This is a genomic window from Corynebacterium tuberculostearicum, assembly GCF_046097255.1.
In the GTDB taxonomy this organism is placed as follows: domain Bacteria; phylum Actinomycetota; class Actinomycetes; order Mycobacteriales; family Mycobacteriaceae; genus Corynebacterium; species Corynebacterium tuberculostearicum_J.
In genome coordinates, this window is sequence record NZ_CP175770.1 from 1,706,008 (window position 1) to 1,719,314 (window position 13,307).

A 13,307-nucleotide genomic window follows, 5' to 3' on the forward strand; every position below is an offset into this window, starting at 1 on the left:
CTTGGAGACCATCAAGGCCTATTTTGCGCTAACGAAACCGAGGATCATTGAACTCCTCCTCGTGGCCGCAATCCCGGCGATGCTCCAAGCGCAACGCGGTGTGGAGGCCGTTTCAGACAATATCTGGCTTATCGTGTCGACCATTTTCGGCGGTTGGATGGGCGCTGCTGCTGCCCACACGTTCAATAACGTCGTGGACTATGAGCTGGATCAAAAGATGCAGCGCACTAGGGCCCGACCACTGGTGAGGGCTAAGATTTCCAAGCGAAACGCAGCAATTTTCGCGTGGATAATGCTCATTATCTCCGTGCTGTGGTTGGGCGTCCTAGCTCATTCCTGGCTGGCGGCCTTCTTCGTGGTTTTGACGAACTTCTTCTATGTCTTCGTCTACACCAAGTTTTTGAAGATGCGCAATGCCCAAAACATTGTCTGGGGCGGCTTGGCCGGCTGCATGCCGGCGATGGTCGGCTGGGCAGTTATCCGGGATAACGCTCCTGCTGGAGAGCCTGACCGCTGGTGGCAGGCAATCGTGCTCTTCCTCATCATCTTCTTCTGGACTCCGCCACACACGTGGGCGCTGGCCATGAAGTACAAGGAAGACTACCGCAAGGCCGGCGTGCCGATGCTGCCCGTAGTGGCTGATGAAAAGGAAGTCACTCGACAGATCGTGTGGTATACCGTGGGCACGGTTATCGTGACCCTACTTATCGTCCCCGCTGCCTCGTGGATCTACTTGGTCGCAGCGCTTGCCTCCGGAGCGGTATTCCTGTGGATGGCTATCCGCCTGCACAAGGGAGTCAAGAACGGTGCCAAGGTTAAGCCGATGCGCCTGTTCATTTACTCCAATAACTATCTGTCGGTGCTCTTTATCGGGTTGTCCATCGACGCAGTATTGGGCTGGGAGCCACTAGGCCGGATGCTCGGCTGGTCGGCCACGTTATTTTAACTGTGCCCAAATACCTAGGATAGGAACCAGAAAGCGCGGGAAGGCAAGGCAAATGCTTTCCCGCGCTTTTGGTGTTCGTGGGTGGGTTTAGGCTTTATCGCCAGCTTGGACGCGCAGCACGATGGAACCGGTAGTCTTGCGCTCTTGGAGATCGCGGTGGGCTGCAGCGGCATCTTCCAGTGGATAAGACGCCGTGACGTTGAAGCTCAGATCGCCGTCGATAACAGCTTGGACGACCGCCTGGGCACGCATTTGGAATTCGCCTTCCTGGGCTGTCCATGCGCCGATGGAAGGCCGGGTGAGGAAGATAGACCCATGCTTGTTCAGTAGCTGCGGGTCGATAGGCTCAACTGGGCCAGAGGCGGCGCCGAAGAGCGCGACGGTGCCACGGGGGCGTACTGCTTCGAGTGACTCGTGGAAGGTCGCCTTGCCGACGCCGTCGTAAACCACGTCAACACCCCTATCACCGTTGTAGCGACGAACCTGCTCGGCGAGTCCGTCGCCATAGCGAAATACCTTATCCGCACCGGCCGCGTAGGAGAGTTCTTCCTTTTCGTCCGTGGAGACCACCGTATAGACGGTAGCGCCGAGCGACGATGCCATTTGGGTGAGGATCTGGCCTACACCGCCGGCGCCGGCGGTGATCAGGCAGGAAGCGCCTTCACCTAGTTGATAGACGCCATGCGCCAAATAGTGTGCAGTAATGCCTTGCAGCAACATGGAAGCAGCGACTTCTGGCTGGAAATCATCCGGGACTGCTACTAGTCCCTCGCGTGGGACGCAGACCTGCTCGGCGTAGGAGCCGAAAGCCTGGTTCCAGGCCACCATCGTGCCCTCGGCAACTTTCCCCTTGGGGTCGTGGACTACGCGCCCGGTGCCTTCGAATCCGGGAATGAACGGGGTGGCCGCGTTATAGATACCCTCACGATAGTAGGTATCGATGTAGTTGACGCCAGCCATGATGACGTCCACCAATACCTCATCGTCATTAGGGGTGGGGGCGGGTACTTCGGTATAGCGAAGTACTTCTGGTCCGCCGGTTTCTGTGACCTGAATTGCGTGCATATAGCCAGGCTAGCGCAAAAAGCCGGCCGAGTGCAGTACTTCGGTCGGCCGTGAGCGTTACGGGTTAAGCGTTCGCGCGCTCCCGCTCGAGAGAGGCTTGACGCGCCGCGTACTTCTCATCGCCGCTGGGAGAGCCGGTGATGAGATCTGCGGTGCCATCGGTGCGGCGTACACCGTGCGCCCACAGCAGGGCGGTATACGCGGTGACGAAGGAGGAGAGGCCAATATGGAACGGTACAGTCCAACGCGGAATGCCCATGTAGAACTGGTAAACGCCTACTGCCCACTGAATGAGGATGCATACAACGAGGACCCATCCTGCCTTCTTGGCATCCTGTGGCGCCCGGTTCTTGTAGAGCAGGAAGACGGTAATAACAGTGAGCGTCAGATAGACGTACATGCACATGGCGTGGGTGACGGCCATGGCTTCGGTATCTACCTGCAGGCGGCCTTCCATTCCCACCCCGGAATCGCCAGAGTGAACGCCCGAACCGGTAACCATCGTGCCGGTGATGAGCACAACGCTCAAGGCAACGGTAGCGACGGCTGCAAGCAGGCGAATCGCTTGGGGGAAACGAGCGCGTGGCGTTCCGTCATCGGGTTCCAATATGCGGGAATAGAGCATTGCCGCCAGCCATACCAAGAGCATGGAAGGGAGGAAGTGCAGCGCCACGGACCACCAGCGGAGGTCCAGATGGACAGAAATGCCGCCAATGACCGCCTGCAGAACGATGCCGGCGACGTTGAGCCAGGCGTACACCTTGAGCTCTGTGCGGCGACGCGCCATGCGCATGGCGATGACGGCGGCAACCGCTGCCGCAGAGACGACAAAGGTCAGCAGCCGGTTACCAAACTCAATGGCCTGGTGGAGAGCAGGCGCGGCGCCTTCCATAGGGACAAGGGAGCCTGGTTGGCATTCCGGCCAGGTGGGACAGCCCAATCCCGAGCCGGTCACGCGGACAATGGAACCAGACACGGTGATGCCACCCTGGCACAAGAGGAGGATGAGCGCGATGAGGCGCTGCTGTTGCAGTGTAGGGGCGGCTTCCTTAAAGAAGCGCTTGATCTTCGTCCAGTAATTCACGCATTGCATCCTACTAGTCGGGAGATTTTGGGCATAAAAATTCCTCTCGTTTCGAAAGGAACCGGACAAAAGTCACATTTAGCCATCGAAGCGGAACCAACGGACCGCAGCGAACGACGCCACCGCAAGCCACGCCAACAAGGATAGGAGCTCGAGGCCGGGAAAGGTGGAATTAGAGGCGTCGGTAAGCGCGCCTGCTAGGGCGACGGTCGGCACCGCGTTGAGGATGCCATTATCGCCCAGTCCCTGGGAGTAGAGGGTCCACCCGACTACGCCGAGGAGCAGGAACCAGATGAGGTTGGCCAGTGCGAGTACCACCTCAGAGCTGAGGGTGCCGCCGAGCAGCAGCCCCATGGCGGTAAAAGCCGCAACACCAAAAAATAGCGAAAGAATCATGAGCAGCACCCCGCCCAGGCTGATGCGGAGGCCCAGGATATAGGCAGCGATGCCCAAAACGAGGATTTGGAATACCACCATGGTGAGCACGCCGAGGATCTTGCCGCCAATAATGGCCCATGCGGGCACGCCGGACGCGCCGGTGCGTTTAAGGGCCCCGTAGCGCCGGTCAAAGGCAAGCGAAATGGCCTGACCGGTAAAGCCTGCGGAGGTGGCAGCTACTGCAAGCACCATGGGAAATACCTCGTGCAAGCCATGTCCGGTGAGCGACTCCAGGTGGGCCGCGCCAATGAGCAGGGCCAGCGGAATGATGACGCTCAGCAATTGCTGCTCGCCGTGGCGCAGCATGAGTTTTGCTTCCATCTTTCCTTGCGCGAGCAACATGGCGCCGGCGCTAGCCCGTTTCGGGGCCGGGGTAAAGGTTCCAGTGTTAAAGGTAGTGCTCATGTGGTGGCTTCTTTCCGCAACGCAGTTGATTGAATTCGATCTTGGCGGAGGGCGCAGCTAACTGCGCAAATGGCGCCCGGTGAGGTCAAGGAAGACCTCCTCCAAGTTGCGGTGGGCTGCGTCTAAGCGCCGCAGCAGGACTCCTTGGCGGGCAAGTTCGGCGCTCAGCGCGGCAATCGTCTCGGGCGTGCCGGACTTGGTTAAGCGGTAGTGCAACGGTCGCGATTTGGTCGCTCGAATTCCAGCCTTAGCCAGAGCCTCCACATCAACATCGATATCGGTGCTGAAACTAAGCCCTGCCGAGTCCGACTGGGCGGTAAGTTCCGCGGGAGTGCCGTGGGCTACGAGCTCGCCATGATCCATGATGGCCACTCGGTCCGCTAGTGACTCCGCTTCATCCATGAGGTGGGTGGTAAGAACAATGGTGACGCCATCGTGCCTAAGGGCTCGAACAAGGTCCCAGACCGCCAACCGGGATTGTGCATCCATGCCAGCGGTGGGCTCATCCAGGAAAACCAGCTCGGGCCGGCCGATGATTGCTAAGGCGAGGGAAAGCCGTTGCTGCTGCCCGCCGGAGAGCCTGCGATAGGGAGTCCGGGCTACCCCTTCCAGCCCGAGCGTTTCCAGTAGCCAGCGCGGGGAGAGGGGATGGGCGCTGTAGCTAGCGGAAAGTTCAAGCATTTCCAGAACACGGATGCCGGAGTAGGAACCACCACCCTGCAACATGATGCCGACCTTTTCGCGCACCTTGTCCGGTGCGGAACTCGGGTCTAGCCCGAGGACGTCGATCGTGCCGCTGGTGGGGTGGATAAAACCCTCTGACATCTCAATCGTCGTGGACTTTCCGGCGCCATTAGGGCCAAGGAGGCAAAAGACCTCACCTGTGGCAACGCTAAGGCTTAGACCATTAACGGCGGTGGTGGAGCCATATTTTTTCACCACGTTGTCCACGGTGAGGGCTGGGCGATCGGCTGAAATGGAATTCACGTGGGATTAGTTTAGGACACGGATTCCGCTGCGCCGCACTGCAACCCACCACAGGGTGGCGATGACTGCGAAAGTGCAGGCTGCCGACACATAGATGACGATGATGGTGCTGGGCGGTAACCCGAGCCCGCGTGGCAGCACAAAGAAGCTCATAGCTGCCGAATAAGCCACGACGCAGAACCGGAAGATAAGCCGGTTGGCCCATGCAGCCAAAGGCAGTACCGCCCACAGGATGTACCACGGATGGACCACGGGAAAGAAGATAACCAGCACTAAGGAGGCGGTGCCGAGTCCTCCCACAGGGTGGATGCGGCCGCGCAACGTTGCAAAGAGCATGCGGGCCATGAAAGCTACTGCCACCAGCACACCAAAGGTACGGGTTACGGTGAGAATAGCTTCGGTGTGGTCACCTAGGCCCAGTAGCATTCCGATAAAGCCGGTACCCACGCCTACGGCGGTGGAGGTAGAAAGCCACGAGCGGATGGAGGCCGCCCCGCCTTGTCCTGTGATCCACCCCAGGCCAATGCCGGTCAGGGCGCTAATAAGGGCGATGGTTGCAATTAAAATGACTAGCTGCAGAGCAATGGCGTAGGCCAAGGCCTTCCAGCGTGATGCACGCTCCTTGTCTATCAGGTGGCGGGCATATGCCATCCCTACAAAGCCCAGCCCGATAAAGCCGGTAACCTTGACCATTCCGGCGCAGGACAGGAAAACTCCAGAAGCAATGAGTGCTAGGTAGGCGCTGCGCGTGGACTTTTCTAGCTTGTCGACGCCCCGCAGGCCCAGCTCCATACCCACCAAGAGCAGGCCCAGCATGATGGATTCATTATGGATTCCGCCCACCAGGTGCAAGATGGTCAGTGGGTTGAGAATGCCGAGCCACAGGGCAGATTCTGGAGATACCCGGCAGCGCCGCGCGAGACAGCTGATTGCCCACCCAGCAACCATGATGCCGGCGATGGATAAGAGCCGGTGGGCGATTACTCCCAAGAGGATGGAATTAGAGGTAACTGCGCTCACCACTCCAGCGAGCCCGAGTGCTACGGGGCCATAAGGGGAGGGGGAGTTGGCCCAGATAAACGGTACGGATCGGGCGAGCTCATCACCCGCGCCAAGCAATTGCACCGGTCCTGCAGAATAGGGATCCATGCCTTGCATCACGATGGAACCGTTGGCCAAGTAGGAGTAGATGTCCTGGGTAAAGAGCGGGGCGGTAAAAATCAGCGGGATGACCCAGCCGGCCCACGTGCGCCACAGTTGGTGTGTGGTCACGAGCCGGCGGGCGCGCGTTGGGGTGAGCGAACCTTCCTGGGGTTGGCGCAGCGGAGTGCCCACAAAAGGGGCAAGGAACACCCAGGCGGCCACCAACAGCCCTACTCCCACCATGACTATGGCAGAAGAGGTCTGCAGCATGCGGGACATGAGGGAGCCAAAAGGCACGTTGTCATAAGGGTTTCCCACTACTGGGAGGGCACCGGCGCCCAACGCGCCGAAGGCGATAAGCAGGGATCCAACTGTGCCCACCCAGCGCAGGATAAAAAATGTCCGCCACTGTGCGGTGGTGGTGCGCTTTAGGCCATCTTCTTTGGCGGGGACAAAATCAAAACGAGAATCAGGCTCCGCGGCTCCGGTGTCCTCGGCGTGTAGTCGCGCAGACCGAGAACCAGCGGTGCCCAGCTGCGGCAGCTCGGCCTTGACGCCGGAAAGGAAGCCGCGGAATTTGCCTGTCATGGGTTAAGACCTTACGCGAATCCTCCGCCCCAACCCCAGCAGGCCCGCCCTTTTAACGCGCGCAGCACCGCCAGTTGTGGCGATGAGGGGAGTTAGCCACCCCCGTGCCACGCCGAAGAAAGGCCAATGGTGGCATTCCGGAATGAATTAAGGAACACTAGTGTTGTCTAATAAAGGAGGCGCAGTTGGACTGCGGCGCGACTCTCGGAATTACGGGAGCCGGCTGCAGGGCGGCTGTAAGTGAGCGAAGCACGAAGGGAGGTCCCGGCATGAGCACACCTCAGCGCGTAGAAACTACGCACAAGGCGGCTAAGGAATCCCGCACTACGGATGGCGATACCCGCCGGCAAGTGATGCTGTTGCTGCTGAAGGACGGGCCCGTTACCGCTTCCCACTTGGGTGAACGCCTTGGCCTTTCTGCTGCCGGAATCCGCCGGCACTTAGACAATTTGGTGGAAGAGGAATTGACGGAGGTTGTGCGCCGCCGCCCAGTTACCCGCGGTTCAGCGGGTAGCGGCTCTGGTCGCGGGCGACCAGCCAAACATTTCCGCCTCACCGATCGTGGCCGAGCGCAATTCGGCCACGCCTACGATGATTTGGCCTCTGATGCCTTGACGGCGCTTCGCGACGTCGGCGGGTCTGAGGCCGTTAAGCGCTTTGCTAAGGTCCGCTTCGAGCGACTCGTTGCAGATGTGCGCCCCCTCGTAGAAGAGGGCGAATCTGTAGAGGATGTGGCCCGTAAGCTGGCCGAGGTCTTGGACGAGCACGGGTATGCCGCCACGGTGGACCGCGCTGGTCAGGGAGTGCAAATCTGTCAGCATCATTGTCCGGTCTCCCATGTGGCGGCCGAGCACCCAGAGCTGTGTGAGGCGGAACAAGAAGTCTTTTCTGCTCTATTAGGCAAACACGTACAGCCTTTGGCCTCCATCGCCGGAGGCCACGGGATCTGTACCACAAACATCCCCTTGACACCCGTTAATACAAATACTGAAAGGAGCGAGTCATGACCCAGGCACAATCGGCACCCGAGAACAAGATGACCGATGATGAAATCATTGATTCCATTGGTGCATATGAGTACGGCTGGCACGACTCGGACGCGGCTGGTGCTTCTGCTCGCCGCGGCTTGAACGAAGATGTAGTTCGCGATATTTCCGCCAAGAAGGGCGAGCCGGAATGGATGCTTAACCAGCGCCTGAAGGCACTGAACATCTTTGATAAGAAGCCCGTTCCCACCTGGGGTGCGGATTTGTCTGGCATCGACTTCGACCAGATTAAGTACTACGTGAAGTCCACTGAGGAGCAGGCCCAGACCTGGGACGAACTCCCTGACGATATCAAGGCCACCTACGATAAGTTGGGCATTCCAGAGGCTGAGAAGCAGCGCCTCGTTGCCGGTGTGGCCGCCCAGTACGAGTCTGAGGTTGTCTACCACCAGATCCGTGAGGACCTGGAAAGCCAGGGTGTCATCTTCGTCGATACTGACACCGCGTTGCGCGACTACCCTGAGCTTTTCAAGGAATACTTCGGCACCGTTATCCCAGCCGGTGACAATAAGTTCTCCGCGCTGAACTCCGCAGTGTGGTCCGGTGGTTCCTTTATCTACGTGCCCAAGGGCGTGCATGTAGATATTCCGCTGCAGGCTTACTTCCGCATCAACACGGAAAATATGGGCCAGTTCGAGCGCACCCTCATCATCGTCGACGAGGACGCTTATGTTCACTACGTCGAGGGCTGTACCGCTCCTATCTACAAGTCTGATTCCCTGCACTCCGCAGTAGTGGAGATCATCGTGAAGAAGGGCGGCCGCTGCCGCTACACCACCATTCAGAACTGGTCCAGCAACGTCTACAACTTGGTGACCAAGCGCACCAAGGTAGAAGAAGGCGGCACCATGGAATGGGTCGACGGCAACATTGGCTCCAAGGTGACCATGAAGTACCCGGCCGTATGGATGACCGGTCCTTACGCCAAGGGTGAGGTTCTCTCCGTTGCCTTTGCTGGTGAGAATCAGTTCCAGGATACGGGCGCCAAGATGACTCACATGGCTCCGCACACCTCTTCCAATATCGTGTCTAAGTCGGTTGCCCGTGCCGGCGGCCGCGCCGCGTACCGCGGCTTGGTGCAGGTTAATCAGAACGCGCACCATTCCACTTCTAACGTCGAGTGCGATGCGTTGCTGGTGGACAATATCTCGCGTTCGGACACATACCCGTATAACGACATCCGCAATGACCACGTCACGCTGGGCCATGAGGCAACCGTTTCCCAGGTTTCTGAGGAGCAGCTGTTCTACCTGATGTCCCGCGGTATTGCGGAAGAAGAAGCAATGGCGATGATCGTGCGTGGCTTCGTTGAGCCGATTGCTAAGGAGCTGCCGATGGAGTACGCCCTCGAGCTCAACCGCCTCATCGAACTGCAAATGGAAGGATCGGTCGGCTAAAGAAAATGGTCGCTTCGAACGAATTCAATCCGGATAAGATCACCAAGGGTGACGTCTTTACCTCCACCAACGTGGAGGACTTCCCGGTGCCGCACGGCCGCGATGAGGTGTGGCGCTTCGTCTCCCTGCGCAAGCTCCGTGGACTACACAATGGCGAGTTCGCTGAGGTAGTGGCACAGGATGTCACCGTGAGCGAACATCCAGGCGTAAGCTCCGAGACCGTCGCTCGCGATGACGAGCGCTTGGGCCGCGTTGGTACCCCGTCTGACCGCGTTGCGGCTCAGGCGTGGACTTCTATGCCTGAAGGCCAGGTTGTCACCATTGACGCTGAGGCTCAGGTGGAAGAGCCCGTAGTCATTACCTACACCGGCAAGGGCGAGGGCGTAACTTCCTTTGGCGCTACCTCCATCGAGGTAGGCCACCACGCGGAAGCCACCGTCATCCTGAAGTACGTCGGCTCTGGCACCCACGCAGATAACGTCGAGTTCATCGTGGGCGATGGCGCTCACCTGACCGTCGTCGTTGACGTTGATTGGGAAGACGATGCCGTACACCTGTCTAACCACGTGGCACAGCTCGGCCGCGATTCCGTGCTGCGCCACAACTCCGCCATCTTTGGCGGCGAGGTGGTACGCATCGTGCCTCGCGTGAACTTCACCGAGCAAGGCGGCGACGCAGAGCTGCTGGGCGTCTACTTCGCTGATGAAGGCCAGTACTTCGAAAACCGCATGTTGGTGGATCACTCCGTCCCTAATTGCCGCTCCCACGTCCTTTATAAGGGCGCACTGCAGGGCACCAAGGACAATGAGGCCCGCACCTGCTGGGTAGGCGATGTCCTTATCCGCTCCAATGCACAGGGCACCGATACCTACGAGACCAACAACAACCTGATCCTGACTGAGGGCGCTCGCGCGGACGCAATCCCTAACCTGGAGATTGAGACCGGTGAAATTACCGGTGCAGGCCACGCGGCCACCGTTGGTCGCTTCGATGACATCGAGTTGTTCTACCTGATGTCTCGCGGCATTCCAGAGGCTGAAGCACGCCGCCTCATCATCCGTGGCTTCTTCAATGAGGTCATCCACCGTATTCCGGTGCAGTCCCTGTCCGAGGAATTGGAAAACCGCATTTCCGAAGAACTGGAAAAGATCTCCGCCTAACTCTTTCATAGAAGGAAACCCACACACATTATGTCTACTCTGGAAATTAAGAACCTCCACGCCCAGGTGCTGCCGACGGAAGAAGGCGGCGAGCCGAAGGAAATCCTCAAGGGCGTTAACCTGACCATCAACTCCGGCGAGATCCACGCCATCATGGGCCCGAACGGTTCCGGCAAGTCCACCTTGTCCTACACCATCGCCGGCCACCCGAAGTATGAGGTCACCGAGGGCGAGGTGCTTCTCGACGGCGAAAATCTGCTGGAGATGCCCGTCGATGAGCGCGCTCGCGCCGGCCTCTTCCTGGCGATGCAGTACCCAACTGAGGTACCGGGTGTAAAGGTCTCTCAGTTCATGCGCTCCGCAGTCACCTCCATTCGCGGCGAGGCACCGAAGCTGCGCGAATGGAACAAGGAGCTTACCCAGGCCCGCGAGAACTTGAAGATTGATAAGTCCTTCATCTCCCGCTCCGTAAACGAAGGCTTCTCCGGCGGTGAGAAGAAGCGCCACGAGGTCATGCAGCTGGATATCCTGAAGCCGAAGTTCGCAGTCATGGACGAGACCGACTCCGGCCTGGACGTTGACGCTCTGCGCATCGTGTCTGAGGGCATCAATAGCTACCAGAAGGAAACCAATGGTGGCATCTTGATGATTACCCACTACAAGCGCATCCTGAACTATGTGAAGCCGGACTTCGTCCATGTCTTCGCTGACGGCCACGTCATCAAGACCGGTGGCGCTGAATTGGCGGACCAGCTCGAGTCTGACGGCTACGACCAGTTCCTCAAGTAAGGACCGACCCTCGGCCGGTCAACCGCGACTATCCAAAGAAGATTCATGTCTGGATTTGATGTAAACGCAATTAGGGAACAGTTCCCGATTCTCCAGCGCACGGTGCGTGGCGATAAGCCACTGGTGTATCTGGATTCGGGTGCTACCTCCCAGCGCCCGCTGCCGGTATGGAAGGCGGAAGAGGAGTTTGTGCTGCACACGAACGCCCCTGTTCACCGCGGTTCCTATCAACTGGCAGAAGAGGCCGATGATGCCTACGAGTCCGCGCGCCAAGCTATCGCCGCATTCGTGGGCGCGGACCGCGACGAGATCGCCTTTACCAAAAATGCCACTGAGGCCCTGAACGAAGTTGCCTATGTGCTTGGCGACGAGCGCGCGGGGGACCTCTACGTGGGCGAGGGCGATACCGTTGTCATCACCGAATTGGAGCACCACGCCAACTTGGTGCCGTGGCAGGAGCTGTGTGCTCGCACCGGCGCTACGTTGAAGTGGTATTCCATGACCGAAGACGGCCGTATTGATCTCGATTCGCTCGAGCTCGATGATTCCGTCAAGGTAGTTGCGTTTACTCACCAATCCAATGTCACGGGTGCCGTGGCGGACGTGGATGAACTGGTGCGCCGTGCTCGCGCGGTGGACGCCATGGTTGTCCTCGACGCCTGCCAGTCGGTGCCACACATGGCGGTTGATTTCCATGCTTTGGACGTGGATTTCGCGGCCTTTTCCGGCCACAAGATGTGTGGCCCCAGCGGCGTTGGTGTGCTGTACGGCAAGGATGAGCTGCTCAAGAAGCTGCCACCTTTCCTGACCGGTGGCTCCATGATTGAGATCGTCAAGATGGAAGAGACCACCTTTGCCGAGCCGCCGACGCGCTTTGAGGCGGGCACGCAGATGACCAGCCAGGTGGTTGGCCTTGGAGCCGCGGTGAAGTTCTTGGAAGAAGTGGGCATGGACAATATCCACGCGCACGAAAAGAAGCTCACCGAGCGCGCATTGCGCCAGCTCAAGGAAATCCCGGGTCTGCGCATCATCGGTCCAGAGACCACCGAAAATCGCGGTGGCGCCATTTCCTTCACTGTGGAAGGCGTTCACCCGCACGACTTGGGCCAGGTCCTCGATGACCACGGTGTGTCCATTCGCGTTGGCCACCACTGTGCGTGGCCACTGCACCGTGCCTGCGGCGCACAGTCCACCGCCCGCGCTAGCTTCTACCTATATAACACCGAGGAAGAAGTAGATAAGCTGGTGGACGCAATCAAGGCTGCCCGCGAATTCTTTGGAGTTGCCTCATGAACCTAGATTCCATGTACCAGGACGTCATCCTGGATCACTATAAGAACCCCCAACACGCCGGCCTGAGGGAGCCATATCAGGCCGAGGTTCACCACGTGAACCCGTCCTGCGGCGATGAGCTCACCCTGCGCGTGCGCCTTTCGGACGACGGCAAGACCGTCGAGGACGTCTCCTATGACGCGGAAGGCTGCTCCATTTCGCAGGCTTCTACCTCGGTTATGGCTGAAGAGATCGTTGGACTGCCGCTTGCGGAAGCCAACGAGAAGCTGGCCGAGTTTGAAAAGATGATTACCTCTCGTGGCCAAGAAGAGGGCGATGAAGACCTCATCGGTGACGGCGTTGCCTTCGCCGGCGTGTCCCAGTACCCAGCGCGCGTCAAGTGTGCGCTCCTCGGATGGAAGGCCTTCCAGGCTGCATCCGCCGATGCACTAACTGAAGTGGAGAACTAGATGACGGAACCCGTAGATCCTTATCAGAACGAGAACTCTTCATTCTCCGGCAGCGGCGAGCGCCCGGAGCAGACCGAAGAGCAGATCTCTAAGGCCTTTGACGTCACCGAATTCATGCGCGATGTCATCGACCCCGAGCTCGGCATTAACGTCGTCGACCTGGGCCTTGTCTATGACCTCTGGTTTGAAGAGGACAATGGCAAGGAAATCGTCATGATCAATATGACGCTGACCTCGCCGGCCTGCCCGCTGACCGATGTCATTGCGGAGCAGGTCGAAGACATCGTCAAGGCCAATAAGCTGGCCGATGCCGTCCGCATCAACTGGGTATGGATGCCGCCATGGGGACCGCAAATGATTACTGAGGAGGGCCGCGAGCAGCTTCAGGCCCTCGGTTTCGCGGTTTAAAATCGCGTATTAATCACACGCCCCCAGCAGCGCATTTCTCGGATTCGGGAAGTGGCTGTTGGGGGCGTTAGTGCGTCTTAGCGTTGGCCGCGTCAATTGCTAGACTATT

The 13,307-nt window shown here is 58.9% G+C and carries 13 protein-coding genes; 8 read left to right on the top strand and 5 right to left on the bottom strand.

The genetic code is table 11. The features are described 5' to 3' along the window. Nucleotide 1 precedes the first annotated feature (1 nt). A complete protein-coding gene (locus ACKFRY_RS08125; RefSeq protein WP_150850955.1) occupies nucleotides 2–946 on the top strand; it encodes a heme o synthase in 945 nt (314 codons plus the stop codon). A gap of 87 nt (nucleotides 947–1,033) precedes the next feature. Here ACKFRY_RS08125 and ACKFRY_RS08130 read toward each other — a convergent pair whose 3' ends face one another. The 5 genes from ACKFRY_RS08130 to mptB all read right to left on the bottom strand — a co-directional run bounded on the left by ACKFRY_RS08130 (nucleotide 1,034) and on the right by mptB (nucleotide 6,656). After that, nucleotides 1,034–2,011 (bottom strand): quinone oxidoreductase, encoded by a 978-nt coding sequence (locus tag ACKFRY_RS08130; RefSeq protein WP_200435647.1) that lies wholly within the window; start codon nucleotides 2,009–2,011, stop codon nucleotides 1,034–1,036. Nucleotides 2,012–2,075: 64 nt separating this feature from the next. Continuing rightward, nucleotides 2,076–3,104 (bottom strand): COX15/CtaA family protein, encoded by a 1,029-nt coding sequence (locus tag ACKFRY_RS08135; RefSeq protein ID WP_408922636.1) that lies wholly within the window; start codon nucleotides 3,102–3,104, stop codon nucleotides 2,076–2,078. A 69-nt stretch (nucleotides 3,105–3,173) separates the two neighbouring features. Continuing rightward, nucleotides 3,174–3,938, bottom strand: coding sequence for an ABC transporter permease (locus tag ACKFRY_RS08140; RefSeq protein WP_200435645.1), 765 nt, complete (start codon nucleotides 3,936–3,938; stop codon nucleotides 3,174–3,176). A gap of 57 nt (nucleotides 3,939–3,995) precedes the next feature. Beyond that, on the bottom strand, nucleotides 3,996–4,925 hold the full coding sequence (locus ACKFRY_RS08145; protein ID WP_408922637.1) for an ABC transporter ATP-binding protein: 930 nt from the start codon (nucleotides 4,923–4,925) through the stop codon (nucleotides 3,996–3,998). 6 nt (nucleotides 4,926–4,931) lie between these two features. Beyond that, nucleotides 4,932–6,656 carry a polyprenol phosphomannose-dependent alpha 1,6 mannosyltransferase MptB gene (mptB, locus tag ACKFRY_RS08150; RefSeq protein WP_302257751.1) on the bottom strand — a complete coding sequence of 575 codons (1,725 nt, stop codon included), beginning with the start codon at nucleotides 6,654–6,656 and terminating at the stop codon, nucleotides 4,932–4,934. A 269-nt stretch (nucleotides 6,657–6,925) separates the two neighbouring features. Between mptB and ACKFRY_RS08155 the strand changes: the two genes are divergently transcribed. The 7 genes from ACKFRY_RS08155 to ACKFRY_RS08185 are packed head-to-tail and all read left to right on the top strand — an operon-like array spanning nucleotide 6,926 to nucleotide 13,198. Next, entirely contained in the window at nucleotides 6,926–7,663 is a 738-nt protein-coding gene (locus ACKFRY_RS08155; protein WP_005324839.1) for a metalloregulator ArsR/SmtB family transcription factor, read from the top strand. Beyond that, a complete protein-coding gene (gene sufB, locus ACKFRY_RS08160) occupies nucleotides 7,660–9,099 on the top strand; it encodes a Fe-S cluster assembly protein SufB (RefSeq protein WP_275431205.1) in 1,440 nt (479 codons plus the stop codon). Before ACKFRY_RS08155 ends, sufB begins: the two co-directional genes overlap by 4 nt. Nucleotides 9,100–9,104: 5 nt before the next feature. Further along, the gene (gene sufD / locus ACKFRY_RS08165; protein WP_005324835.1) at nucleotides 9,105–10,259 is read left to right on the top strand and encodes a Fe-S cluster assembly protein SufD; all 1,155 of its coding nucleotides are present in this window, start codon (nucleotides 9,105–9,107) and stop codon (nucleotides 10,257–10,259) included. 30 nt (nucleotides 10,260–10,289) lie between these two features. Then, nucleotides 10,290–11,048, top strand: coding sequence for a Fe-S cluster assembly ATPase SufC (sufC, locus tag ACKFRY_RS08170; protein WP_005324834.1), 759 nt, complete (start codon nucleotides 10,290–10,292; stop codon nucleotides 11,046–11,048). Nucleotides 11,049–11,093: 45 nt separating this feature from the next. Beyond that, a complete protein-coding gene (locus tag ACKFRY_RS08175; RefSeq protein WP_005324833.1) occupies nucleotides 11,094–12,341 on the top strand; it encodes a cysteine desulfurase in 1,248 nt (415 codons plus the stop codon). Then, the gene (sufU, locus tag ACKFRY_RS08180; protein ID WP_005324831.1) at nucleotides 12,338–12,790 is read left to right on the top strand and encodes a Fe-S cluster assembly sulfur transfer protein SufU; all 453 of its coding nucleotides are present in this window, start codon (nucleotides 12,338–12,340) and stop codon (nucleotides 12,788–12,790) included. The genes ACKFRY_RS08175 and sufU overlap by 4 nt, the downstream gene beginning before the upstream one ends. Continuing rightward, entirely contained in the window at nucleotides 12,791–13,198 is a 408-nt protein-coding gene (locus ACKFRY_RS08185; protein ID WP_005324830.1) for a metal-sulfur cluster assembly factor, read from the top strand. It begins immediately after the preceding gene. Nucleotides 13,199–13,307 lie beyond the last annotated feature (109 nt).

Coding starts and splice junctions, on each gene's coding strand:
- ACKFRY_RS08175 (WP_005324833.1), top strand. CDS start 11,094: ATGTCTGGATTTGATGTAAACGCAATTAGGGAACAGTTCCCGATTCTC.
- sufB (WP_275431205.1), top strand. CDS start 7,660: ATGACCCAGGCACAATCGGCACCCGAGAACAAGATGACCGATGATGAA.
- ACKFRY_RS08155 (WP_005324839.1), top strand. CDS start 6,926: ATGAGCACACCTCAGCGCGTAGAAACTACGCACAAGGCGGCTAAGGAA.
- sufD (WP_005324835.1), top strand. CDS start 9,105: ATGGTCGCTTCGAACGAATTCAATCCGGATAAGATCACCAAGGGTGAC.
- sufU (WP_005324831.1), top strand. CDS start 12,338: ATGAACCTAGATTCCATGTACCAGGACGTCATCCTGGATCACTATAAG.
- ACKFRY_RS08140 (WP_200435645.1), bottom strand. CDS start 3,938: ATGAGCACTACCTTTAACACTGGAACCTTTACCCCGGCCCCGAAACGG.
- mptB (WP_302257751.1), bottom strand. CDS start 6,656: ATGACAGGCAAATTCCGCGGCTTCCTTTCCGGCGTCAAGGCCGAGCTG.
- ACKFRY_RS08185 (WP_005324830.1), top strand. CDS start 12,791: ATGACGGAACCCGTAGATCCTTATCAGAACGAGAACTCTTCATTCTCC.
- ACKFRY_RS08135 (WP_408922636.1), bottom strand. CDS start 3,104: ATGCAATGCGTGAATTACTGGACGAAGATCAAGCGCTTCTTTAAGGAA.
- sufC (WP_005324834.1), top strand. CDS start 10,290: ATGTCTACTCTGGAAATTAAGAACCTCCACGCCCAGGTGCTGCCGACG.
- ACKFRY_RS08130 (WP_200435647.1), bottom strand. CDS start 2,011: ATGCACGCAATTCAGGTCACAGAAACCGGCGGACCAGAAGTACTTCGC.